Origin of the sequence: Mangrovibacterium diazotrophicum (assembly GCF_003610535.1) — a bacterium.
GTDB lineage: Bacteria > Bacteroidota > Bacteroidia > Bacteroidales > Prolixibacteraceae > Mangrovibacterium > Mangrovibacterium diazotrophicum.
Genome location: NZ_RAPN01000001.1, coordinates 4,008,657 through 4,032,053 on the forward strand (window position 1 = coordinate 4,008,657; position 23,397 = coordinate 4,032,053).

Below are 23,397 nucleotides of genomic sequence, written 5' to 3' on the forward strand. Positions count from 1 at the left end.
AAACTAAGATGTTAAACATAGGTTCTTTACGAGGTGTGTAATGCAGATGTTGGAAAAAAAGATGTAAAAATCTGTAAATATGTTGAGAAAATCATTTGTTGGGTAGAACGTGCGCTTCAGCCTGGTTCTGTTTTCCGAACCAGGGAATCAAACACATTTTTATGTTGAAGGAGACTTGGATAAAAAAAATAATATCCGAGCTTTGTGAATACCAAAAACAGTAGGAAAACGTTTTCCGGATAGCCGATGATCCTTTTGGGAAGTGCGCCGGAATAATTAGTAAAACAGAAAATCTGCCATGAAAAGAAATTTTAGTCTATTGGTCTTGTTGCTCTTTTTAAGCGCGACAAGCTTTGCTCAGGAAAAATTTGCACTCGCATTTACGGCCAGCCCAACTATCAACTGGATGTCGGCGGGCGCTTCTGAAATCAATAATAACAAATCGACGCTGGGATACGAGTTTGGTGTGAACGGCGATTTTTATTTCGACCAGGAAATGCGTTACGCGTTTGCCACCGGTGTGTTGATTAGCCAAACTGGAGGCGAGTTGACCTACAATACACAGCAAGACTTTAACTTTGGAGGAGAGACTTTTGCTCCGGGTACCAGTATCCGCTATCGGATGAAGTACATCGAAATTCCGGTAGGATTGAAATTGCGTACGAACCAATTTTACCGCTGGACTTACTGGGGGCTGTTCGGTCTTTACGGTGCTGTAAATGTTGGCGACAAAGGCGACTCGAGCGATGGTTTGCTGGATAAAGCGGACATCAATAAAGAAGTAAAGCTTTTTAATGCCGGTTTGAACATCGGAATTGGTGCCGAGTATGATCTGGGAGAGCGCAATTCATTGATTTTGGGCCTGACCTACAAAGATGGTTTCACCGATGTAACGAAACACGGACTGGGTGAAAAAACGACCGTAAATTCACTTACCTTTAAATTCGGCCTGGTTTTCTGATATTTCAGTAACAGGTTTTCCGATTTCACTTATTTTTGTCGAGTCGCCGGTTTGTTCCGGGACTGGCGAAAAAGTTTGACTGATGAGCAGGCTTTTTCGTTGGATCGATTATTTGAAAAAACAAGAAAATGAAAGTTGCGCTAGCCCAGTTGAATTATCATATTGCTAATTTCGAGAGTAATTCGGAAAAAATTATTGATGCCATTAAGGCGGCCAAAGATGAAGGTGCCGACTTGGTTGTGTTTTCCGAATTGGCCGTTTGCGGTTATTATCCCCACGATTTACTCGAACGCAAAGAGTTTATCGAACTGGCCATTCAAACTATTCACGAAATAGCAAAATCATGCGTGGGCATTGCAGCCATCGTTGGTGGGCCAAGTATCAACGAAAGCAGCCGGGGTAAGAAATTATTCAATTCAGCCTATTTTTTAAACGAAGGTGAAGTGAAGGCCGTGCGCCACAAATCTTCGTTGCCAACCTACGATATTTTCGACGAGTACCGTCACTTCGAACCTAATCGCGATTACGAGGTGGTTGAGTTCATGGGGAAAAAGCTGGCCCTGACAATCTGCGAGGATTTGTGGGACGAGCAGCCAACTCAAAATGAATTTGGCCGCGACAAGCTATACCAGCGCAACCCGATGAAAGAGCTGAGTCAACTGAATCCGGATTTGGTGATCAATTTGTCGGCTTCGCCTTTCTCGTACAACCAGGAAAGCTGGCGGAAAGATATTTTGGTGATGAATGCACTGAAATACAAACTGCCGATTATTTACGTCAACCAAACCGGTGCGCAAACGGAATTGATTTTCGATGGGGGCTCGTGCTTTGTGAAAGCTGACGGCTCGATCCCGGTTGAGATGGCTTATTTCAAAGAAGATTTTCAGATTGTTGACACCGAAAATCCGATGGAGCTGAAACAGCCCAAGCAAGATTACATCGGAAAAATTCATCAGGCATTGATTTTAGGGATCCGTGATTATTTCAAAAAGATGCGGTTTCAGGATGTTGTGCTCGGTTTATCCGGAGGGATCGATTCGGCGGTTGTGTGTGCACTGGCTGCCGAAGCGTTGGGAAGTAGCAATGTTCGCGGAATATTGATGCCTTCGCGCTATTCGTCGGATCACAGTGTGGCCGATGCGATTCAGCTGGCTGAGAATTACGGCGTGAAATACGACATCGTAGGAATTCAAAATATGGTGGATGATTTTGAAAAAGAATTAGGACCCATCTTTGAAAATTTGCCGGCTGGTGTTGCCGAAGAAAATGTTCAGGCCCGCACACGCGGAATTTTGGTGATGGCCGTCTCCAATAAATTTGGGAACATTCTGTTGAATACGACAAACAAGAGCGAATGCGCTGTTGGATACGGAACCTTGTATGGCGATATGAACGGTGGTTTGTCGGTTTTGGGTGATGTTTACAAAACGGATGTTTACAAATTGGCCCGCTACATTAACCGCGATAAGGAGTGGATTCCGGAAAACAGTATCGTCAAAGCACCGTCTGCTGAGCTTCGTCCCGACCAAAAGGATACCGATTCGTTGCCGGATTACGATATTCTGGACGCCATCCTGTTTAAATACATCGAAATGAATCAGTCACCCGAAGAAATCATTGAACAAGGTTTTGAGCGCGAGACGGTATTAAAAACGGTACGTATGGTCAACCAAAACGAGTATAAACGTTTTCAATCCCCTCCAATTTTAAGGGTTAGTTCCAAAGCTTTTGGTTTTGGCAGAAAGATGCCTTTGGTTGCTCGTTATAGTTAAGCAAAAGCTCATTTTTGGTGCCGTAAACGAGAACGGCTATTTTTCTTCGCAGCAAGGTTTTAGAAGCTCAAAATAAGTCAGTGAAAAATTTCATATTTCACAAAATTAATTAACTTTGATGCTGTAAAACATGTAAAACGAAACCTATGCTGAGTCAAGAACAGGGGATCAAAGAAATTTTTGAAAACCCGAAGTCGGTTTTCAGTCTATTGAGTCTCCCGGAGCGAGAAGAACTACTAACCCAAATGCAGATCGTCAATTTCAAAAAGAATGATTTCATCTATAAAGAGGGCGATGTCCCCTCAGCCTTTATGTTCCTGATTGACGGAAAAATCAAAATTTTTAAAGAAGGTGTCGGAGGCCGCGAACAAATCATCCGAATGACCAAGCCCTTGGGCTACGTTGGTTACCGCGCACTGATTGCAGAAGAGATCCACAACGCTTCGGCGGTTACTTTGGAAGATTCCAATGTTTTAATTGTGAACTCGGAACATTTCTTTGGGAAATTACTTCGCAACCCGGATTTTGCCTTCCGGTTGATTCAAAAACTGGCCCGTGAGTTGGGCTTCTCAAACTCCAGAACCGTTACTTTAACCCAAAAACATATTCGCGGACGTTTAGCCGAATCGCTGTTGCTTTTAAAAGAAAAGTACGGCTTCGAGCACGATGGTATTTCATTGAAAGCTTACCTTTCCCGCGAAGATATCGCCAACCTGTCGAACATGACAACTTCCAATGCAATCCGGACACTGTCGACTTTTTCGAGTGAAAAAGTTATTGCAATCGACGGTCGGAAAATAAAGATATTGGATTTAAATAAGCTTGAACGAATAAGCAAACTAGGATAAAATAGGAATCCCGCTTCGGCGGGATTTTTTGTTTCTAGAAAGTTGTAGCACGCAGAGTCTAATTTATTTGGCTTGCCGTAAAAATGAGTCTGGGTTGAAACTGACAACTTTCGATAAGCAAGACAATAAGATTGCCGGAAAATTTTCAGATTCTTTTTCAGTCATTTATAGATTAGTCCTATTTAAATGTGCCGTTTGTGATCGTTTGGGCATCCAGATGGTATTTCAAGATACTGCTCAGCCTCAGAATCTATCTGTCCTCAAGCCGGACTGGCTCTTCCTTTTCCAATCGATGAAAAGGAAGCAAAATTCTTGTCAAAACGAACCCTCGGCCGGGCGTTTTGACGGCCAATGCACGAGCTATGAACTACCTATTCCGAAATATTAACCTTGACTTTTGAGGTTAATCCCCAAAGTAACTTCAGTCCGGGAGGACACTCTTGTTCAGTATTATTGAAACTAAATCTGTTCCCAGCCTTTCCGGTAGGTGTGCCGAATCCATTCCTCCGCCATCGGTTGCGCCGGCAACTCCAGGTATTGGTTGTTAAAGCGCGGGTCTCCGGCAATAACTTCAAAATCGCTTTTACGTAGAATCGACAATTTATCGTCGGGCATGATGTTCGTGAATTGCATGGTCGCACCTTCCCATTTGAGTTTTCGCCCGAGACTTTGCAGACGCACAGCCAGTACGCCAAGCATCACCATTTCGTTCAACGGGCCGGCGTAGCCAAAGTTGGACGACGCCTCGACCCGGTTGTCGCGGCTTTCCTTGCAGGCGCGAATCCAGTCTTTTTCGTGGCCACCGGTCATGGCATCGGGTATGCGGCGGAATTGTCGCATGGGCTTTTCAAAGTGAGCCATCTCGCTCGTTGGCAGCAGGCGTGGATTGAGCGCATAAGTTCCGCACATGATTTTACCTTTGGTGCCGTAGAAAATACAACCGCCATCGCGGTCACCCATTTCTTCGCCTTCTTTTAGCTCGTCCGGACGCGGAGGCATCAGGCCGCCGTCGTACCAATTCACAGTAACCGCGGGCATGGCCACTTTTGGCAAATTGTCGCGGGCAGGGAATTCATAATAAATAGTTTGAGCATTTGGAGCCGAGTCGGTCGTGAAATTCGTCGAGCTGGCCTGGACTGAATCCGGATATTCGAGCATCAGTGCTTTGAATACCGGGTCGAGAATGTGGCAAGCCATATCGCCAAGTGCACCGGTTCCGAAGTCCCACCAACCGCGCCAGTTCCACGGATGATAGATTTCGTTGTAGGGGCGCATCTTTGCCGGGCCGATGAAGGCATCCCAGTTGAGGGTTTTCGGGATTCGCATCTCTTTTGAAGGGCGCTCCAGCCCCTGTGGCCAAATTGGGCGGTTGGTCCAGGCATCAACATGTGTAACCTCGCCAATTTTCCCGGCCCAAATCCATTCGCAGATATCGCGAATACCATCGCCCGAGTTTCCCTGGTTACCCATCTGGGTAGCTACGCCGTATCGTTTGGCTGTTTCGGCCAACACGCGCGATTCGTAAACCGAATGTGCAAGCGGTTTTTGCAGATAAACATGAATGCCTTGTCGCATGGCCAACATGGCGGGCAACGCGTGGGTGTGATCCGGAGTCGCAATCACTACGGCATCAATGTCTTTTTGGTGGTCAAACATCTCCCGGTAATCTGAGTAGCGTGCAGCCAGCGGCCACTCCCGAAGCGAGTTCCGGTTGGCATATTCCGCATCCACATCGCAAAGTGCGACGATATTTTCCAGCTCCATATTTTTAAGGTTGCGGTAACCCATGCCACCAATACCAATACCGGCAATGTTCAGTTTGTCGCTCGGTGGACGGTGTCCGAGTCCTGCAATTACGTTGCTGGGCAAAATGGTAATTCCGGCCAGACTGCTAGTAGCTGTTTTGATAAAAGATCGTCTGCTGAAAGAAGAATTTTCAGTTTTCATTTTTCGGGGATGATGGTTGCGCAGCAATTTAGCAAGAAAAGCCTATTGTAAAAAGCGAACGCGAAGAAATAGGGATTTAAGAAAGGATCTGCGGCAAAGTTCTGCCGCAGACTTTTTCGTTTAAATATACAAGCAGTAATAAGCAACCTGTTGGGCAGCTTTTACTTTGAATTTAACGTCTTTCTCAACACGGAATGTTTCTCCGGTTTCGTAAGTTTTCCATTCGGTTTCGCCTGGTAACAGCACATCCAGGCTTCCGCTGGTAATGGTCATCAATTCGATGGTCGCAGTACCGAATTCGTATTCACCGGCTTCCATAACACCAATAGTTGCAGTGCCTTCCTCGTTTTCCAGTGCAATGGATTTTACGGTTCCGCCGAAATATTCATTTACTTTCAACATAAATCTATTTGTCTTTTAGGAGTTTTGTATAGCGGTAAAAATACGATAAAAGTCAGAAGAATAGTCTTGCTGTATAAAATAGTGTCATTCGATCGCTATGATAGTAATGCTATTGATAAAATGACGATGGGATTCCAAAAGTATTTATTTGATAGATAAAGGTTCTTTATTGAGTTTAGAAAAAATCAATTTGATTGATTGGTTTGTTTGATCTATTTTTGAGTCATGAGTTAGATCGAAAAGATCATTAGTTTAGTTAGATCAGAAAATTTCTACCGTAACAGACAACATTCAGTAAATAGCTTTCTTATTCAACAAAGAAAAGGGAACCGAATACCGATCGGGTCCCTTTTTCGTTTTCTTTCGGGAAAAGTTAATGATAGATCAAGCGGATGCGAATCCGCTTTTTTTGTTTTTAAGGGAGAGTATCGGGGTAGAGCGCTGTGGGTGATATCACTGAAGCGACTGAGATTTCCTGAGTGTTGGGAGAGGCTACCCATGATTTGCAAACAGAAAATAGTCTGTATTAGAGGGAAGAAAAAAAAGCCCTCAGCAAAATTCGCCAAGAGCTTTCTCGAGTTATTGAAAAACAATTTTAGTGTGCCGTCTGTCCACCGTCGACAACAAATACAGAACCGTTTACAAATGACGCTTGCGGTGAACATAGGAACAGTACCGGGTTGGCAACCTCACCAGGTTCAGCGGGTCTTTTCATCGGGCTGTTGTTCATTAATGCCTGACTAATTTCCGGATCTTTCAACCATCTTTCTGTCATGGGTGTGCGGATTAAGCCCGGAGCAACCGCATTCACACGAATGTTACTTCCGGCATAATCCAGCGCTGCCGCCTTCGTTAATCCAATAACGCCGTGTTTTGCCGCGGCGTAGGGCGCCATTCCCGGGTCGGCCACCACGCCGGCCACCGATGCGGTATTAACAATCGCACCGCCACCCGATTGAAGCATGGCTTGTAATTCATATTTCATCGCCAGGAAAACCCCTTTCAGGTCTACCGACAATATTTTGTCAAAATCATTTTCCGCTACATCGGCCAGGGGAGCCGTTGGCGGAAGTATTCCTGCATTGTTGAAAGCAAAATCAAGCTTGCCATATTTCTGAACGGTATAGTCGATCAGCGCTTTTACCGATTCTGCATCCACCACATTGGTTTTTACAAATTCGCCTTTGTGTCCGTTTTGTTCGATGAGCTTAACAGTTTCGATCGCTCCATCGCTTACATCGCCAATTACGACCTGTGCGCCGTTTTGGGCAAAGGCAAGTGCTGTTGCACGTCCAATACCTGAGGCTGCACCGGTGATGACGACGGTTTTTCCTTCGTAATTGAAATTTATATCGGTTTTCATCATTTCTGTTTTTAAGTTTTCAATTTGCTTTTAAATCTCTGGAACCAGGTCTCGCAGTGCCTGTGGATATTCACCTGCCCAGGCATAACGATCTTTCAAAATTTTGGCACTCATTTCGAGGCAGATTTTTGCTGCAAGGCCCGGGTATTTCGCCGTCATTTTTTCAATGATCTCGTCACTGGTTTCTGCATTTTTCCAGATTTCGTCGAAGTCCTGAATGTATTGGCGGGTAAATTGGATATTGCTGGGATTGAAATATTTGGGATCGTTGGATGGAGAGTGCCCCGGAACAACAACTTCTGGTTTCAGCGCTACGAAGGTATTGAGCACGGTGAACCAATCCTCTCTCGACTCAAACGTTTTGGCATCGGCTATCCAGACATAAGCCTGCGAGAATACCGCATCGACGGCTAATAAGGTTTTGATAGATGGAATCCACAAGGCCGAAGCATCGTCGGAGTCAGCACGCAGTGGCCCCAAAATCTCAATTTTTTCGCCTTCCAGTTCCAGGTAGTTTTTATTGTAGGCATTCACCTGTACTTTTTCTTTGGCACCGTTTAAGCCCAGCACGGTATTTCCCCAATAGGCAATTTTGAAATCGAAAGCCTCATTGATGTCCTTGGCGATCGAAGGCAAGGATAGCACCTGGATATCGGGAAATGCTTTTTTGATGACACTTAAACCCAAAAAGTGATCGGGGTGAAAGTGACTGATGTACACGCGTGACGGTTTAACACCGTTTTCAACAATCATCGCCACTAAGCGGTGGGCACTTGATTCTGAAAATTGAGCGTCCAGTAAAATAGCATCATTTTCTCCGTAAATAAGGGTGGAGTTTACCGCAAAGCCTTCGGGGGTATCACCGCCGTTAAAGACTTTAATATTTAAATTTGACATCTTAGTATGTATTAAATTAATTGTTTGTTTTCTGTGTTTTTCTGTTTTGAAAAGCAGCTTACTATAGCTCCCGTAAAGCAGTTCCCTATAGTTATGAAAAAGCCAGTTCCTGGCTCATCATCTTTTCAATCATCCCTTCGTAGGGAGCTTCCGAAATCACTTTTTCATTGTTAATTCCTTCGTTTTTCTTGTAGAAGATTTTGCCAAACTCGGGTACCACATATTTGGGGTAGGTTTCATATTTCACACGGGACGCTTCCATGACATCGATAAAATCGTTTTGGAAGCACACGGTGATTTCGGGATGTTCGTGAACCCATTTCGGAAAGAAGATGACACCGTGAAGCTTATTTTCATTCGGTACAAAGTCTAAACTTACATCGGTTCCGGTAGGTTCTGTCCAGCAAACTTTGAACACGCCGTCGGTAATTTTTACAATGTCAGCCTTTTGATCTTTCACCCAACGTCCGCCAACCATACCGGTGTGGATGCGATAGTCAACTGTATTTTTATTTTTCACGTAAAACTCATATTTCCAGCCATTATCGTAAGTGTACAGGAAGTGTGCACCCAGGAATTCATTTAAGTCTTTTATGTCTTTCATAGCTCTTTATTTTTATTGAGTCTAAATTAGTGCTTATATTCGCGGTCAATATTGTCAATAAAGACAATTACTTGACAAATAAGGACAGCGCACTATTTGGGGGTATCGAATGGAAAATGGAACGATTTATACCAAGACGACCGACATTGAGCATTTGAACATGAATACCCATTTTCATGAAGCTCATCATCAGCTCATTTACATGATTAAGGGGACCCTGCGTGTTCGGGTGGCTGAAACGCAATATTTTTTGCCCGAAGGATTTATTGGCCTTGTTCCGGCTAAGGTGATGCACAGCCTGCATAGCCGCAACGAAATGGTGAAGATGTTTTTAATCTATTATCCTTCCAATCTCGAGTTGAATGAATTTACCTTATTTAATGCGAACGATTTTATTATCGAGAATTTGCGCTACCTGAGTAAGCAGGAACAGCAGATTGATCGTGTTGTCCATTCGGTATTGTTTAATTATGCCTATTCGTTTATTGCCTTATTAAATAGGAGTGAGGAAGAACATACTTTTCCGGTTCGGGGATTGATTGCGCCCAAGAACGACCGGCTTGCCGAAATTATGCAGTACCTGGAGCGGAATTATAGCAACCCGATAGATCTGAATACCGTTGCTAAGAAGTTTGGCTTTTCGAGCCGGAATTTAACGCGGCTGTTTAAGAAGGAAAATATCAGTTTCAACAACTATGTGAATTACATTCGTGTTGTACACGCCATTGAAATGTTTACCGATCATCATGAAAGTGTGGAAAGTGTTGCGTATGCGGTGGGCTACAGTACAGCGAGTAATTTTAGCCGCACCTTTAGAAAATATACCGGCTTTTCGCCCCGGGAGTTTATCAATGCCAATGCGACCCGGGCTATTTTTTAGTGGATTGAATGTCATTCAAAAAGAAAAATCGGCCGGATAATTTGCAATAATTCACCAGTGAATACTAAAAATCGCCCGACCGATTAAATTTCTGTGAGTTTAATTTTAAAGCAATAATGCTATTGGGGCATTTTATCTTTTTGTCGTAATCAGAATCACTCCGTCCTTGCCCTCTTCACCATATTTTTCGATTGCAGACTCACCTTTCAAAACGTCGATACTTTTAATGTTTTCCGGATTAATTTCTAAGCTTTTAACGTCAATATTTCCTTTGTTGACACCATCGACAATGATTAGCGGTTTGGCACTGGCGTTTTTGGTCGATCGAATTTGAACGATTGCGGTTTCCGGAGCTCCGCTTCCAATTGCGGTGATTCTTTCGTCTTGCTTTTTGCGCTTCTTCTGCTCTTTTTTCAGTTTAATGTCGATTACCCCATCCTGCGCTTCTTGTCCGTAAAGTTCGATGCCACTTTGGGCCTTCAATACACTGATCGATTCAATGGTTTCCGGATCAATTTCGTTGATGCTGTCTACCTTTTTTCCGTCGACAATATAAAGTGGGTTTGGGCCAGGTTCCCAGTCTGCCGAAGCACCTGAATTGTTTGGGGAGAGGTTTACGGCTAATTGCTGCGGTTGTGCAACCACAATTTCCTGTTGCGCAAAGCCGGGAAAGGCAAACACCAGTGTGCTTGGAAAGCTGGCTATTTTCATGCTGAATTCTCCCTTGGTGTCCGTGATTGTGCCTACCTGTGTTCCTTTTATCAATATTGAAACACCGGCTAAAGCTTTCGTGTTGTTTTCGGTTTTTACAGTACCGCTGATCAGGTCGCCGTTTGCGCTAAGTGGTGCGGCTTCGAAGCGCTTGTTCGAGAGGATGAGCACGAGCACAGTGAGTAGCGGGAGCAACAGTAGTTGCCGCCAGATCTGTTTTTTGTTGTTTTCTGTTTCATCATAAGTATTCGGTCTTTTAGTTGTGAGCCGTTTAGGGCAGTTAAAAATGGTGCCACACCTTCTTTGTCGGCCATGGCGAGCATGGCTAGCTGGTAGTGTTGGCGGTTGGTTGTTTGAATAATTTGGTCGTCGGTCAGGTATTCCAGGTTGTTTTTAAGAGCATCTTTCAGCAACCAGGCAAAAGGGTTAAACCACTGGAGCAGGAATAGGAGCTCGGTGGTAAACACATCTATGGTGTGTTGTTCGTGAACGTGTATCAGTTCGTGTTGAAGAATGACGGGCAAGTGCTCGCTGTTTAGCACCTCGCGCGGAATTATAATTTGGTTGAAAAACGAGAAGGGGTGCACCTCCTGGTTGCATACGCAGCAGACGGTTTCGAGCAGCCGGGCTTTTTCACTTTTGCGGATCAGACTGATGGCGCGTAGGTTGCTAATGAGCAGGCGCAGCAAAAAGAAACCAGCTCCGGCGGCAAAAATCAGCAACGCTATTGCCGGCCAGTTGGTTGTTGCCGCTTCTGTTGCCAGTGGTTGCGCAGCAGTAGTGGGCGTTGTATTGATGATTTGCGGAATGACGACCTCTGTTGCGGTAACTTTGATGGTGATCAGTGGCAACAAGTAACTTACGGGCATAGCCAAAAACAGGTATAGCCGGTTGAATCCGAACTGCTTTCGGCGGCGGAAGACCAGCAAGAAAAAAAGGTAGAAGGCAGCGAGTGCCGCTCCCGATTTTAGGAGATAAATTAAGAAAGCTTCCATGTCAATCTTCTTTTTTAATTAGCTCGATAAGTTCTTCCAGCTCCTCAGGACTCAAGCCTTTTTCTTTTACAAAAAAGGCCACCGCATTTTTGTACGAGTTGTCGAAATAATCTTTAATGACTTGCGACATAAAGCTGCCGCGGTAGTCCTCTTTCGATACCAAAGGATGGTACTCGTAGGTGTTACCGTAGGCTGTGAAGCCAATCAGACCCTTGTCCTGCAGTAAGCGCACCAACGACGAGATTGTATTGTAGTGGGGCTTTGGATCGGGATACTCGGCGATGATGTCTTTCACGAACGCTTTTTCCAGCTTCCATAAAATTTTCATCAGCTCTTCTTCTTTGCGGGTTAGTTTCTTCATCTGTTTGCGATGTTTTGTTTCGGAATTAAAAGTATAACTGATTTTGCAGTTTTGCAACTGAAAATACAGTTAGTGAACTGAAAAATTAGTTTGGTGTCTTTGGAGGTGTTACTCTTTTGTTGTTTGTATTACGGGCCTAACTTCCTGTCTGGGGATTAAAAACGTTGATAATGAATTGGTTTATAATCATTTGGTGAAAGTATGGGCACAAGGATGAACGATCAGGGGTAAACGAATATTTTTAAACTATTGGTTGAAAGTGCTAATTTAGACGGGTGTCTAATTGGAATGTCGAAATATGACAGAAATTAAATTTGAAATTGGGAGTGTTCCGGATACAGCACAAATCATTGAGGTTTATAATGGTTCAGGAATTAACCGGCCTACAGCAGATTTCAACCGAATTGAAAAAATGTATTCCAATTCGAACCTGGTCGTCAGTGCCTGGAAGGGAGATGAACTTGTTGGAATCGCACGTTCGCTGACGGATTTTTGTTACGCTTGCTATTTATCTGATCTGGCTGTAAAAAGAGAATACCAGAAAGAGGGCATCGGAAAACGGTTGATTGAGCTGACCCAACAAGAAATCGGAGAGGAAACCGCCCTGATCCTTTTATCGGCACCCGCTGCGATGGGCTATTATCCCAAAGTTGGTTTTGATAAAGTGGAGAATGGATTTATTATCAGGCGTACAAAATAGGTGCTGTAACCACAAAGTGCACACAATCTAAATCGATGATGAATAAAACAGTGTTTCACAGATTGAAAGCAAACGACGACTATCGTCATGTCATCGCAGCCGGTTTTTTGGTTGTTCTCGGCTTTGTCTTTCTTTTGGGAATTAGCTCATTTTCCCGGAATGTCTTGGTATTTATCGGATTTTGTGGCTTGGCAGTGTTTGCGTACCGGTTTGTAAAAACGACTAAACCAATAACAATAGCTACAAACTCAATTTGCTTGGGGAAAGGGGTTGTAGGCTTCAAAAGCATTTGGCTAAAAGCTTGGGAAATTCGGAAAATAGAACTCATTTACGAGAAGAAAATTGAAGATCAGCCAGTGGCGCGTTTGAAAAGCGGTGTCGTTCAAACTTATTCCAATTATTACCTTATTTATTTGAAGCAGGGGGAATTATTGAAGTTTGATAATTCATACGACGACAACCTGAAAGTACACATCCGTGGATGGTGCGAGGTAAATCAGGTTGAAGTAAATTTAGAAATAGAGAAATTAACAGATGTTTCGACAGAAGATCTGTTTGAATGAAGTCAAGCTAAAAATCGAAGGATGAAATTAAATCGGTTTTGTATTGTACTCCTCTTTTTTCTGGCGGTAACTAGCGTTGCATTTTCGCAGGGGCAGATTCTTTCAGGCCGTGTAATCGACACGGAAACTGGGGAGCCAATACACAATACCGAGATTTTTATTTCGGGAACGACGGTTGGCTGTACCACGGATGCACTCGGGCAATTCTCCATAAAGCCTCCTTTTCTGCCATGTATTCTGATCGCCAATCATGTTTCGTATGAGGCCTATGTGAAGCCCATCGATTCTACGAATAATCTAATGATAGAACTGCAGCCTTCAGTATACCGGATTGGCGGAGTTAGCGTGGCAGGTAAAGACAGACGAAAAAGAAACCTTCGCTTTTTTTATGCGCATTTCATTCGGGAAAATCAGCATGATATTCAAATACTGAACGATAGTGTCCTCGTTTTTGAACGGGATGACATGAGTTTTAAAGCACACTGTTCCGACCCTCTTCTTATTGAAAATGATTTTTTAGGTTACCGGATCACGGTGATCATTGACGAGTTTAGCGTGACTGTGCATGATGGTCCAACAGGCGAACAATTGCCGTTGAATTCGGGCCGGGGCGGAGAAATATCGAACCTGAAAGGCTACTTTTATTACGAACCGCTGGAAGAGAGCATAAAAGATAAGTCCGAAATTTTCGAGGAAAACCGGCGGTCTGCCTATTACGGATCTTATCGACACTTTTTAAAAGCATTGTATGATGCTGATTTTTCGGATCAGGGCTTTGCTTTGGAGCCATTTCCCAAAGACAGTATTCCCTTCTACCAAATCAAAGGTGGCGGAGCCTTGCTCGATGCCAAGCAATACCTGATAAATGTCGATTCGCTGCACGTGACGTACTACTTCGATAACGATCAAAAGCCGGTTCCTGAAAAATATGTCAACACGCTGAATTATGTGTTTCGGAGAGGGTCTGCTATTTATCCAACCAAACAAGCTTTTGTGGTCCGAAAGAACGGAACCAGTCCCAAGTTGACTTTTACGATTCGCGGTGCCATGACGATTAAAAACTTTGCGAATTCACTTCCGGAGGATTATACCCCGGAATAGTCGGAGAAGGCTGTTTTACATTCATTTTTAGTTGTTTCCAGATAGATGCTTTGGGTAAATCGTCGTAACTTTTGTTAATCAAAGAAATTCCACATTCATTCACGATTAACCCAAAAAGAAAAAGCATGAAAAAATTAGTTTCAATTTGTACACTGTTCTTGGTATTTGTAACGGTGGCTTTCGCACAGGTGCCGCAGGAAGAAGTTGATTATTACCAATCGGTTTTCGGAATGCAGAAAAAAATGATTGTTGCTGCTTTCCTGGAGTTAGACGACTCGGACGCCTTTTGGCCGGTTTATAATGAATATGAAAAAGCCCGAAAGGAATTGGGACAGAAAAAGCTGAATTTGACACTCGACTACCTGGAGAACTACGGAAACTTTACCGATGACAAAACCGACGAGTTGGTGAAAACAAGCATGAGCAACCGGAAGGCAACCGAGGCTTTGATGGCTAAGTACTATAAGAAAGTGAAGAAAGCGTCGGGCTCAAAAATTGCTGCTCAGTTTTACCAGCTCGAATGTTTCTTCCAGACAGCTGTCAGCGCAGAAGTGTATAATTCGGTTCCTTTGATCGGAGAAATTGAATAAAAAAACCACCACGGTATTTTCATTGTTAGCAAAGTAAAGAGATAAAAAAAGAGAGGGAAAAACCCTCTCTTTTACAAGTGTAACCCTATTTGTTTTGGAACTTAATATGCTCCACCGTCAAATTCCATTTCGTTGGTGCCGTCGCCACCGTTTCTGCCGTTTTCAGTTTTGTAATTATTCAGTTTGAAGCTCAAGGTCAGCTGCACAACGCGAGGTTCGTGCTTGAACTTAAAGGTTGAGTTAAAGTTGGTGCCGCTGTTGGTACCTTGCCAGCCACCTGAACCAAAAATATCCTGCATGCTCAAGGTTGCTGTCAGTTTGCGGTTCATTAGCTCCTGGCGGTATGAGATATTCGAGTAGAATGATCCGTCGCGATCACCTTGGGCCGAAACTGAAGGCCCGCGGTAGTTACCGTCAATCTGAAGGCGTGCACTCTGCGAAAATTTGAAAGTTGCGTTCATTCGCCCGTCTTTGTTCAAACTTGAACGGCTAACATATTCACCCAAGACTTCAGCTTGTAATTCGTATTGGTAAACCGAAATACTGGTGTTCACCAACAACCATTTTGCCAGGTTCAGGTTCAGCATCAGCTCGCCCCCGGTTGATTTGTTATCGCCAACGTTGGCACTGGTCAACAGGTAAGTTCCGTCGTCGAGCACTTCTGTAATTCGGTCGTTTACATCCTTCGTTTTGCGGTGGAAAGCGTCAAGGGATACAAACGATCCTCCGAAGCGCTTCATCACACTCATGTCGTACGAGTTGGTGTAGGCCGGTTTCAATTCCGGATTTCCCTTCCGGATCGTCGTTTGATTCATGAAGGTTTCGAACGGATCGAGGTCACGGCCTCTCGGACGGTCAATTCGCCGCGAGTAGCTAGCCATCAATTGTGTACCTTCCAAAACCTCATATGAAGCGTGTACCGAAGGGAAAAAATCGAAACGATTCAATGTATAAGTCTCGGCATCGGTTCCCTGGTGTTTGGTTTCCCGGTTGGTATATTCACCTCTCAAACCAGCCATCATTTCCAGTTTGTTGAATTTATTGGAGTAAGTTGTATACAGGGCATGAATATCGCGTTTGAAGTCCATGCTGCTGGTGTAGTCTGCGTTATTTATCCAATCCTGGGTTTCTGTGTCATAATCTTCAAAAATGTAGTCTTGGGTCTCGCGACGCATCGTACTTTGAAATCCGGCTTCCAGTTTTCCGGTTTCGCCCAACGGACGCGTATAGTCCAGCTTGGCCCGGTAGTCCTGCGAATCCTCACCTTCTGTTGTTCTTACGCGCAAGTCGTAAACGTCGCTCGGATTGTAGTTTTCGTCCGCAATTACTTCCGATTGGTATTCAACGTCATCTCCGTTACGGTCGCGGAAGTAGAACATTCCTTCCAGTTTGTGGGTGCCATCTTCGCTGTATTTGTGCAGGAAGTTCACGCTCGCATCCACGAAATTGTTGTTCCGGTCCGCGTCTTCAGTTTCGAGCGTATATTTTTCAGTGAATGGAGAATTATCCAGATATTCGGTCTTGTAGTAATCATGTACATCCGATTTCGAATCGAAATTAAATGTTCCAACGTTGGCATTAAAGCCCAAGGTCGTTTTATCAGTCAGGTATAAATCGACACCACCTTTAAATCGGTAGCCATGGCGGTTAAACTCTCGGTCGCCATCCGAATTCATGTACTCGGTACTGTCGGTATAAAATGTTTCGCGTGTTGAGTGGTGTTCCCCATTCGAAATTCGATCGCTGGTATCAAAACCAAAAGTAAACTGACGCTTTTCATTTTTGTGGTTTACGGTGAAGTCCAGGCTACGACTTTCGTTCGTACTTCCCGAAACATTTAAAATTCCATCGAACCCGGTTAGCGCATTCTTTTTGGTAACCAGGTTGATGATACCGGCCATGCCATCGGGATCGTATTTGGCTGATGGGTTTGTAATAATTTCGATGTTTTCGAGGGCCGAAGCCGGAATTTGTTGCAAGGCATCACTTCCACTCAGCGCCGACGGCCGCCCGTCGATAAATACCGTGAAGCTGGATGATCCGCGCAGGGTAACGTTTCCTTCAATGTCGACCTGAACCGAGGGCGTGTTTTCCAGAACGTCTACTGCCGTACCTCCGGCTGCATTAATGTCCTGATCAACATTGATGACTTTCTTGTCAACTTTGTACTCCAGGCGGGGTTTCTCGGCAACAACCTCTACACTACCCAATTCCTGGTGCGACGCCTCGAGCGGGATTGTACCCAGGTCGATTGCCTTTTTGTCGTTGGTGACTTTAATGTTGTTGATCCGTGTTTTGTTGAACCCGATAAAATTGGCTTCAACGTAGTAAGTTCCGTTATTAATTTTTTCAATTGTAAACTCTCCTTCCGGGTTGGTAATTCCTCCGGTAACCAGAGTCGAGTCGGCGCTGTTATAAATGGAAATATTGGCGTATTCCATAGGGGTATTGGAATCTTTTTCTATTACTTTTCCCTTAATAACCGACTTCTCAGAGGGGGCGTTGTCGGGATTTGCCAGAGCGCTGATGTTCGCAAAGCACGCTGCAAATAGCAACAACCACGTGATTCGTTTCTTGTACATGTTTAATTGTTTTGTTTTTTCATATCGAAACAGGATGGAAAATGCTGAAAATCTCTCCCGGAAGGATTGCTTTCACATCACTTCAGCAAAACCTGCTTGTTTTTTAATTGCGTTTACATGTATAAGACGTCAAAAGCCATGTGTGGTTTAATGTGATTTTTGTCAGTTTTGTTAATAAGTGTAAACCGAATGTTTTTGTCTGAATTTGGAGTCTGAGTGCCGGAAAATGCTGCGAAGTGCCCTAGTTCTTCTTGCCAAATTCGGGGTCTATTTTTAGGTATGGAGCGATCATAAAACCGGGTAACGTGCATATCATCACCCAAATGAAGAAGTACAAATAACCGACCTGGTCCTCTATCCAGCCGCTGATCATCCCGGGCAGCATCATGCCCAATGCCATGAAGCCGGTACACAAGGCGTAGTGAGCGGTTTTATGTTTACCGTCGGCCAGCTGAATCATGTAAAGCATGTAGGCTGTGAAGCCGAAACCATAACCAAATTGTTCGACGACTACTGACGTGCTGATGATCGCGAGGTTTTGAGTTTGAACCAAAGCCAGGAAAATATAAACGAGGTTGGGCAGGTTCATAGCGAAAACCATCGGCCAGAGCCATCGCTTCAGTCCGTGGCGCGAAACCACAATACCACCGACGATTCCCCCCAGCGTTAAGGCGATAATTCCGGCGGTTCCGTAAACAAAGCCAATGTCGCTGGTCGATAAGCCGAGGCCGCCTTTTTCGAGCGCATCAAGCATAAAGGGAGAGGCTAGTTTGGCGAGTTGTGCTTCGCCCAAACGAAAAACCAGCAGGAATACGATGGCTAGCCCGATTCCTTTTTTTTGAAAGAAGGAGACAATGGTTTCTCCGAAGTTTTTCAAAATGTCGCCAAAGTCTTTGTTCTCACGCTTGGTATCGCTTGCCGGGTAGGGAAGCAAAAGTAAATGGTATAGAAAGAAAGCGACAAATAAGGATGAGAAAGCGAAGAAAGCCATACTCCAGGCCGAAGAAATGCTTTCCGAGTTGTTTTCGAGATAGCCTGCTAAAATAACCAGTGGACCTTGGCCGGCCAGCATGGCAAAGCGGTAAAAGGTATTGCGGATTCCAACGAAAAAAGATTGGTCGCCTTGCGACAAGCCGAGCATGTAAAAGCCATCGGCCGCGATATCGTGGGTTGCAGAACTAAAGGCCATGAGCCAGAAGAAGGCCAAACTGTACTTGAAAAAGCTGCTTCCGGGCAAGGTGAAGGCGACACCGGCCAAAGCGGCTCCAACAATCAGTTGCATACAGATAATCCAAAAACGTTTCGTACGCAGAATGTCCACAAAAGGACTCCAAAAAGGTTTGAAAACCCAGGGAAGGTAAAGCCAGCTGGTGTACAGCGCAATGTCGGTATTCGAGATATCCAGCCGCTTGTACATGATTACCGAAACAGTCATTACTAATACATAGGGAAGTCCTTCAGCGAAGTAAAGGCTTGGGATCCAGGCCCAGGGATTGCGGCTGGTCGGTTTATTCATGTTGTCGTTTTGGTTTGATGCCTCAAAATAGTCAAAAAAAAGCAGTGTTGAAGTTTTTATTGGATATTCACGCTGATTCGAAATCCAGTTGTTGTTTGATCCCAGTCACTAATGCCGACATTGAATTCAAGATCAAACAGGAAGAAAATATTATTTAGGCCGTAGCTGAATTCAAAGTAGTCGGCAACTGACTCACTGGTATAAAAATGGAATTTCAGTTTCTCGCTGATGAGAGTCTGGTTTAACAACGGCAACCGCGTCAGCAGGAATTTATCCATGTTCAGGGTTGCATGTCCCTCTGCATAATACTTACGGCTAAACAAGTTGTAATAGCCGGGCAGGGCAAAGTTCTCGTTTGAGTTTGAAAGTGTAATCCACTGGTCATTGGAGCTGACATAGCTGTAGTCGGCTGCATACAGTTTATTGCGGTTGAGATATTGCCCCACCTGCAGGGAGTAGTTGAGGTAGTCGTTAAAACCAACATCCAATCCTTGTTTCAGGCCAAGTTCCAGCAAATCATAGTCCGCATCGCTTCCGGCCAAACCACGAATACCTTTGGTGTAGTTTAGCTTGAAGGTTGGGTATTTGCTGTTGGCCGGATATTTTACTTGCTGGCGAATTCGGTAGCGCTGACTTGGAGTGTAGCTCAATCCCAGGGAGAGTTTGGCTGCCTGGTTGGTCTCGAGTTGCCAGGCTTCCAGTCCCGGGATAGCCGGAATGTTTTCCGTGTAATCCCGCTTGTTGGACGAGATAAAGGTGTAGGAAGAATTGTTCTGGACCGGCAGGCGTTTCGCATATTCGAAGGCGGCACTCATTTGCAGACCATTGGTTAGCTCGGTGGTTCCGTTGAGGTTGATGAATTGTTTCTCGTAGAATTTCTGAAAGTTGCGTTCCATGAGCAAGGCATAAATGTCATACTCCATCGGCCTGATTCCTTTATATTCTTTGAAATCCCGGAGCATTCGTCCTCCTTTTAGCCCAAGCCATTGTCTTTTCATCCCATTTAGCCGGTAACGGATGCTGCCGTCGGCATAAACTGCTTTGCGCGAAAAAGCATAGGCAACCGATCCATTGGCGTTAAAGGCATGTCCGAGGGTGTCGTTTTGGTTGAAGGAAAAAGGCAAGCGATAACTGAAGCCATCAACAGTTGTGAAATGAATTCCCTCGAGGTTGATGATTCCCGGAATGGTCAACTGTGAACGCGTTTTGCTTGAGTCGTTGCCGTAAGAATAAGTTCTGCCCATCAACAGATCGGATAGCTTGAACTTTGTGCGTGCGTCGCGAATAGAATCCTGGTATTCGGGAGTGCTTTGTCGGGTAACGATGGAATCTTTTAAGCCAAATTCGGTAGATTCTTTTTCTGTCAGCGGAATCGGACGCAGTTCAGCCCAGTAAGCAGAATCGTTCTTCACGGCTTTATCGTTCACCTTCACGCGTTCAGGAATTTCCAATGGTTCCGGCGGAAGGGAGCGCTGTGTTGCCTTGTCCATGAGCTTTTCCAGCTTATACATATCGCGCGTCGACAAGTCTTCTTTCGCGAGCAAGTCATTAATCTTTTCCTGGTCTTTGGACACTGGTTTAATTTCTTCTACAGTCGATTGAGTCTCCTCTAGCGAATCAAGAACGGCGGTCTCTTCAGCATTTTCCTCGTTGAGACGATCTAAAAAGCTATGATCCAGTTTGTCATTCAGCTGAACTTCGTAGTCGGAAACAGAAGCAACATAGTCGTAGTTCAGCCCAAAACCAAGTGCGCTGACATCCATTTTGAAGTCGAAGCTGGTCGGCATCCAAGTGTTCTCATCGACTAGAGAATACATTTGACGCATGTCCACATCTATCATCGGCATTGAGAATCGGAGATCCGCCGAGTGAATATTCCAGTACCCATCCACAATGTTGATGATTCCCTCGAAAGTGCCTTTTTCTTTTGTCTTCGGAATGACTTTCACTTTGTTGATCAATCGTCCCTGGTCTTCAAAAACACCAACCAGCTCAAAACGGTAGGTTCTCATTGCCTGTCGCCCAACTGGCGAAACAATGCCGTATTTGTCAACATTGTACAAATTGGTAATGATCATTTGCATGGGGTCGGTGTTGTTGTCTTCGCCCGACGAGCGCATGGCGATCACTTGCTGATCGAGTTTGTCGGGCTGCTCAAAATGGATCTTGTTGATGGATTCCATCACAAAAGGCTTGTCTTTTTTGATCCCTTCTTTTTCCATTTTCTTTTTAAACAGGCCGGGAACTTTATAAACTACTCCGGTGCCTTTCAGGTAAACCTTGCAATCGTAAGTGGCCACTTGTTTTTCGTAGTACGGGGCCATAGCGATGGCATGGCGCATGACATAATAGGCGGGATCTTCACCCGATGCGAGCACTTTGATTTCACTTAACCTTACGTTTTGTGGTTGCAGCGTGATCGCCAGTTCTTTGAAATCGTCGCCAATGGTTACGGTTTGTTTAACTGACTGATAGCCGATGTACTGAAATAAAATTTCCCATTCACCTTTCGGGAGTTTCAGCTCGAAGGCACCGTTTATGTTCGAAGTGGTTCCTGTTTTTAGCTCCGGAATGTAAATATTGGCGTAAGCAACAGGTTGTTTTTCAGAATCGGTAATGGTACCCCGAATCCCTTGGGCAAGGAGGTTGGTGGTTGTAAACAGTAGGACTAGGAATGTGAACAGTAGTTTCATGGCAACTCGATCGGTTTTGGATGCAATTTATGCTAAACGATTGTATTGGCCATGTTAAATAGTTTTAAAGACAGCTACACTTAATATTGCTTAACCAATTCGGAATCGCGGAAATAATGTTGCAGGATTTCTTGATAGCTGTAGCCTTTTTCGCCCATCACGGCAGCTCCGATCTGGCAAAGCCCAACGCCATGTCCCCAGCCCGCCCCGGTCAATACAAATTTTTGCGGGACTCCGTTCTCGATGTCCAAGTGGTCGATCACAAAAGCAGAACTGTACAGGTGGCTCGTCGAAAGAGCCCGCCGAATTTCAAGCTCTTTTCCAATGATTTTGGTGCATGCGCTCCCAGTAATTTTTAGCTTGATGATTCGTCCCGAGTGACCGCGGCTGATGGCTTCCATGCTGATGATGTCGCCAAAATCAATCCCGGTTCGTTCGTGAATTAGTGTTGATAGTTCGGTTTGCGAATAGCTGACTTGCCAACGATAGAAATCCTGAGTTTTTTGGTCGAAGTCGGGTAGGACTTGTGATAACACTTGCTGATCCGTTGTGTTGCAGAAAGCGTTGGGAGATGTTCTGATCCAGTGCTCGGCTTCGTCCTCCCGGCGCAAATCCACGCAGGTGGTTGCTGCTTCTTCCGAGTCAACAATCTTGCTGAGGTACGGATGGTACACCGGCTCCCAGGCATTTTCAAAGTTCTCGGAAACACCGCCGCAGCATTTCGAAAAACGGGCGTCGCAAATGTTATTGTCGTACATCAAAAACTCGCCGAAAGTGGCATCAATGGCTTCATTGGCCTTGTCGCTGATGATTTTGGTGATTCCCTGGTAGCGCTGGCAATGGTCGTCGGCACACACGTCGAACAACGTATGGTCTTCCCGGTCGTACCAGCGGATTCGCTCGTCGGCCGTTTCAATGGTCGCCTGGTAGTTGGTTTGTTCGGTTTCGATTTTTTTGCTTTTCACAATTTGCGCCATCAACCAGCTGCGCGAAATCACTGCGTGTGCTTTCAGCAGTTCGGGCGAACTGGTTGCACTCATTTCCGACGAGATGACCGAACGAAGATACTCTTCAAGCGGAACCACGTTCACGCCACGTACTTTTCCGTCTTCGATAATCAGTTTCAAGCTTCCCCGGAATTCCTGATCCTGCTTTTGTTCCCAATGAAAGTTGATACCGATTGTCACGTCCTTCAGCAGGAAAGAAGCATCTGAACTTTTTGAGCCAAATTTGAATTCATTGGCCTTTTGCGTGTGACCACTTTCGTCAGTGAGCCATAAATCTTCACCCCGTATTTCGACGGAGAATTTGATTCCGGAGCAACCGTCCGGTAATTGATAGTTGCCTTTTAATTCAAATTGAATCGTTGGTTCGGCCATGATGCCGACTTGTATTTCGGGTTGATTCATTGGTTTAAAGTTTTTGTCCGATTTCACGCTAACCCCTCCCTAAAGGGTGGCGTGAAATCGATGCAATTCATGACTTCAGTCTTAGATTTATTTCTTCTTGGATTTTCAAAACAACAGATTCCAGGTTATTATTGACTTCTTCATTCGTGAATCGAATGGTTTTTATCCCAAGCCTTGCTAATTCACCTTCACGTCCCACATCGTACTCATGTTGTTCTTTTGATAAGTGGTATTCTCCATCAACTTCTATCGCAAGTCTGGCGGGATGGCAGTAAAAGTCGAGGATAAAAATATCCAATGGATGTTGTCTTCTGAATTTAACACCACATACCGTTGGATCCTTTAACTGATTCCACAACAAAGCCTCAGATTTTGTCATATTTTCCCGGAGAAGCGATGCTTTCTCAAAAAGATCAGGCTTTGCGCCAAAAAACATGGAAACTTTATCGTCGATGGACATGCAGTTCAATTTAGTCTCAAGGTTGCCCTGATTTTTCTTTCT

At 44.7% G+C, this 23,397-nt stretch carries 21 protein-coding genes; 8 read left to right on the top strand and 13 right to left on the bottom strand.

Translation table 11 applies throughout. The features are described 5' to 3' along the window. The first annotated feature begins 298 nt into the window (after positions 1-298). From BC643_RS15800 to BC643_RS15810, 3 genes are all read left to right on the top strand, one after another. Positions 299-961: a porin family protein gene (locus BC643_RS15800; RefSeq protein WP_120274000.1), complete on the top strand. Its 663-nt coding sequence runs from the start codon at positions 299-301 to the stop codon at positions 959-961. A gap of 128 nt (positions 962-1,089) precedes the next feature. After that, positions 1,090-2,733, top strand: coding sequence for an NAD+ synthase (locus BC643_RS15805; protein ID WP_120274001.1), 1,644 nt, complete (start codon positions 1,090-1,092; stop codon positions 2,731-2,733). A gap of 146 nt (positions 2,734-2,879) precedes the next feature. Further along, a complete protein-coding gene (locus tag BC643_RS15810; protein ID WP_120274002.1) occupies positions 2,880-3,581 on the top strand; it encodes a Crp/Fnr family transcriptional regulator in 702 nt (233 codons plus the stop codon). A gap of 459 nt (positions 3,582-4,040) precedes the next feature. Here the strand turns inward: BC643_RS15810 and BC643_RS15820 are convergent, their stop codons facing one another. The 5 genes from BC643_RS15820 to BC643_RS15840 form a co-directional block, all read right to left on the bottom strand. Beyond that, positions 4,041-5,528: a Gfo/Idh/MocA family protein gene (locus tag BC643_RS15820; RefSeq protein ID WP_120274004.1), complete on the bottom strand. Its 1,488-nt coding sequence runs from the start codon at positions 5,526-5,528 to the stop codon at positions 4,041-4,043. A gap of 120 nt (positions 5,529-5,648) precedes the next feature. Then, on the bottom strand, positions 5,649-5,930 hold the full coding sequence (ppnP, locus tag BC643_RS15825; RefSeq protein WP_120274005.1) for a pyrimidine/purine nucleoside phosphorylase: 282 nt from the start codon (positions 5,928-5,930) through the stop codon (positions 5,649-5,651). A gap of 595 nt (positions 5,931-6,525) precedes the next feature. Then, a complete protein-coding gene (locus BC643_RS15830; protein WP_120274321.1) occupies positions 6,526-7,293 on the bottom strand; it encodes an SDR family NAD(P)-dependent oxidoreductase in 768 nt (255 codons plus the stop codon). A gap of 30 nt (positions 7,294-7,323) precedes the next feature. Next, positions 7,324-8,190 carry an MBL fold metallo-hydrolase gene (locus tag BC643_RS15835; RefSeq protein ID WP_120274006.1) on the bottom strand — a complete coding sequence of 289 codons (867 nt, stop codon included), beginning with the start codon at positions 8,188-8,190 and terminating at the stop codon, positions 7,324-7,326. 91 nt (positions 8,191-8,281) lie between these two features. Then, complete coding sequence (locus tag BC643_RS15840; protein ID WP_170154580.1) at positions 8,282-8,794, bottom strand: phenolic acid decarboxylase; 513 nt, start codon at positions 8,792-8,794, stop codon at positions 8,282-8,284. A gap of 109 nt (positions 8,795-8,903) precedes the next feature. Here BC643_RS15840 and BC643_RS15845 point away from each other — a divergent pair, with 109 nt between their 5' ends. Then, complete coding sequence (locus tag BC643_RS15845) at positions 8,904-9,674, top strand: AraC family transcriptional regulator (RefSeq protein ID WP_120274007.1); 771 nt, start codon at positions 8,904-8,906, stop codon at positions 9,672-9,674. A gap of 132 nt (positions 9,675-9,806) precedes the next feature. Here the strand turns inward: BC643_RS15845 and BC643_RS15850 are convergent, their stop codons facing one another. From BC643_RS15850 to BC643_RS15860, 3 genes are read right to left on the bottom strand one after another with little or no spacing between them, the layout of a single operon-like run. Further along, positions 9,807-10,556, bottom strand: a complete 750-nt coding sequence (locus BC643_RS15850) for a carboxypeptidase-like regulatory domain-containing protein (RefSeq protein ID WP_147377241.1) — start codon at positions 10,554-10,556, stop codon at positions 9,807-9,809. Next, positions 10,496-11,380, bottom strand: a complete 885-nt coding sequence (locus BC643_RS15855) for a M56 family metallopeptidase (RefSeq protein ID WP_120274009.1) — start codon at positions 11,378-11,380, stop codon at positions 10,496-10,498. The genes BC643_RS15850 and BC643_RS15855 overlap by 61 nt, the downstream gene beginning before the upstream one ends. A gap of 1 nt (position 11,381) precedes the next feature. Continuing rightward, positions 11,382-11,741, bottom strand: a complete 360-nt coding sequence (locus BC643_RS15860; protein WP_120274323.1) for a BlaI/MecI/CopY family transcriptional regulator — start codon at positions 11,739-11,741, stop codon at positions 11,382-11,384. A 298-nt stretch (positions 11,742-12,039) separates the two neighbouring features. Between BC643_RS15860 and BC643_RS15865 the strand changes: the two genes are divergently transcribed. The 4 genes from BC643_RS15865 (at position 12,040) to BC643_RS15880 (ending at position 14,695) form a co-directional block, all read left to right on the top strand. Next, entirely contained in the window at positions 12,040-12,441 is a 402-nt protein-coding gene (locus tag BC643_RS15865; protein WP_120274010.1) for a GNAT family N-acetyltransferase, read from the top strand. Positions 12,442-12,476: 35 nt separating this feature from the next. Continuing rightward, the gene (locus BC643_RS15870; protein ID WP_120274011.1) at positions 12,477-13,004 is read left to right on the top strand and encodes a hypothetical protein; all 528 of its coding nucleotides are present in this window, start codon (positions 12,477-12,479) and stop codon (positions 13,002-13,004) included. 21 nt (positions 13,005-13,025) lie between these two features. Beyond that, positions 13,026-14,105 carry a carboxypeptidase-like regulatory domain-containing protein gene (locus BC643_RS15875; protein ID WP_120274012.1) on the top strand — a complete coding sequence of 360 codons (1,080 nt, stop codon included), beginning with the start codon at positions 13,026-13,028 and terminating at the stop codon, positions 14,103-14,105. 125 nt (positions 14,106-14,230) lie between these two features. Then, complete coding sequence (locus BC643_RS15880) at positions 14,231-14,695, top strand: hypothetical protein (RefSeq protein ID WP_147377242.1); 465 nt, start codon at positions 14,231-14,233, stop codon at positions 14,693-14,695. A 101-nt stretch (positions 14,696-14,796) separates the two neighbouring features. Here the strand turns inward: BC643_RS15880 and BC643_RS15885 are convergent, their stop codons facing one another. The 5 genes from BC643_RS15885 to BC643_RS15905 all read right to left on the bottom strand — a co-directional run bounded on the left by BC643_RS15885 (position 14,797) and on the right by BC643_RS15905 (position 23,355). Beyond that, a complete protein-coding gene (locus tag BC643_RS15885; protein ID WP_120274014.1) occupies positions 14,797-17,277 on the bottom strand; it encodes a TonB-dependent receptor domain-containing protein in 2,481 nt (826 codons plus the stop codon). Positions 17,278-17,518: 241 nt separating this feature from the next. Then, positions 17,519-18,793 carry an MFS transporter gene (locus BC643_RS15890; RefSeq protein ID WP_120274015.1) on the bottom strand — a complete coding sequence of 425 codons (1,275 nt, stop codon included), beginning with the start codon at positions 18,791-18,793 and terminating at the stop codon, positions 17,519-17,521. A 56-nt stretch (positions 18,794-18,849) separates the two neighbouring features. Beyond that, positions 18,850-21,486: a DUF5686 and carboxypeptidase regulatory-like domain-containing protein gene (locus tag BC643_RS15895; RefSeq protein WP_120274016.1), complete on the bottom strand. Its 2,637-nt coding sequence runs from the start codon at positions 21,484-21,486 to the stop codon at positions 18,850-18,852. 80 nt (positions 21,487-21,566) lie between these two features. After that, positions 21,567-22,895, bottom strand: coding sequence for a SpoIID/LytB domain-containing protein (locus BC643_RS15900; RefSeq protein WP_120274324.1), 1,329 nt, complete (start codon positions 22,893-22,895; stop codon positions 21,567-21,569). 67 nt (positions 22,896-22,962) lie between these two features. Further along, on the bottom strand, positions 22,963-23,355 hold the full coding sequence (locus tag BC643_RS15905; protein WP_120274017.1) for an endonuclease domain-containing protein: 393 nt from the start codon (positions 23,353-23,355) through the stop codon (positions 22,963-22,965). Between the last annotated feature and the right edge of the window lie 42 nt (positions 23,356-23,397).

Excerpts from the sequence above, each read along its gene's own strand:
- BC643_RS15800 (WP_120274000.1), top strand. The coding sequence starts at position 299 with ATGAAAAGAAATTTTAGTCTATTGGTCTTGTTGCTCTTTTTAAGCGCG.
- BC643_RS15805 (WP_120274001.1), top strand. The coding sequence starts at position 1,090 with ATGAAAGTTGCGCTAGCCCAGTTGAATTATCATATTGCTAATTTCGAG.
- BC643_RS15810 (WP_120274002.1), top strand. The coding sequence starts at position 2,880 with ATGCTGAGTCAAGAACAGGGGATCAAAGAAATTTTTGAAAACCCGAAG.
- BC643_RS15820 (WP_120274004.1), bottom strand. The coding sequence starts at position 5,528 with ATGAAAACTGAAAATTCTTCTTTCAGCAGACGATCTTTTATCAAAACA.
- ppnP (WP_120274005.1), bottom strand. The coding sequence starts at position 5,930 with ATGTTGAAAGTAAATGAATATTTCGGCGGAACCGTAAAATCCATTGCA.
- BC643_RS15830 (WP_120274321.1), bottom strand. The coding sequence starts at position 7,293 with ATGAAAACCGATATAAATTTCAATTACGAAGGAAAAACCGTCGTCATC.
- BC643_RS15835 (WP_120274006.1), bottom strand. The coding sequence starts at position 8,190 with ATGTCAAATTTAAATATTAAAGTCTTTAACGGCGGTGATACCCCCGAA.
- BC643_RS15840 (WP_170154580.1), bottom strand. The coding sequence starts at position 8,794 with ATGAAAGACATAAAAGACTTAAATGAATTCCTGGGTGCACACTTCCTG.
- BC643_RS15845 (WP_120274007.1), top strand. The coding sequence starts at position 8,904 with ATGGAAAATGGAACGATTTATACCAAGACGACCGACATTGAGCATTTG.
- BC643_RS15855 (WP_120274009.1), bottom strand. The coding sequence starts at position 11,380 with ATGGAAGCTTTCTTAATTTATCTCCTAAAATCGGGAGCGGCACTCGCT.
- BC643_RS15860 (WP_120274323.1), bottom strand. The coding sequence starts at position 11,741 with ATGAAGAAACTAACCCGCAAAGAAGAAGAGCTGATGAAAATTTTATGG.
- BC643_RS15865 (WP_120274010.1), top strand. The coding sequence starts at position 12,040 with ATGACAGAAATTAAATTTGAAATTGGGAGTGTTCCGGATACAGCACAA.
- BC643_RS15870 (WP_120274011.1), top strand. The coding sequence starts at position 12,477 with ATGATGAATAAAACAGTGTTTCACAGATTGAAAGCAAACGACGACTAT.
- BC643_RS15875 (WP_120274012.1), top strand. The coding sequence starts at position 13,026 with ATGAAATTAAATCGGTTTTGTATTGTACTCCTCTTTTTTCTGGCGGTA.
- BC643_RS15880 (WP_147377242.1), top strand. The coding sequence starts at position 14,231 with ATGAAAAAATTAGTTTCAATTTGTACACTGTTCTTGGTATTTGTAACG.
- BC643_RS15885 (WP_120274014.1), bottom strand. The coding sequence starts at position 17,277 with ATGTACAAGAAACGAATCACGTGGTTGTTGCTATTTGCAGCGTGCTTT.
- BC643_RS15890 (WP_120274015.1), bottom strand. The coding sequence starts at position 18,793 with ATGAATAAACCGACCAGCCGCAATCCCTGGGCCTGGATCCCAAGCCTT.
- BC643_RS15895 (WP_120274016.1), bottom strand. The coding sequence starts at position 21,486 with ATGAAACTACTGTTCACATTCCTAGTCCTACTGTTTACAACCACCAAC.
- BC643_RS15900 (WP_120274324.1), bottom strand. The coding sequence starts at position 22,895 with ATGAATCAACCCGAAATACAAGTCGGCATCATGGCCGAACCAACGATT.
- BC643_RS15905 (WP_120274017.1), bottom strand. The coding sequence starts at position 23,355 with ATGTCCATCGACGATAAAGTTTCCATGTTTTTTGGCGCAAAGCCTGAT.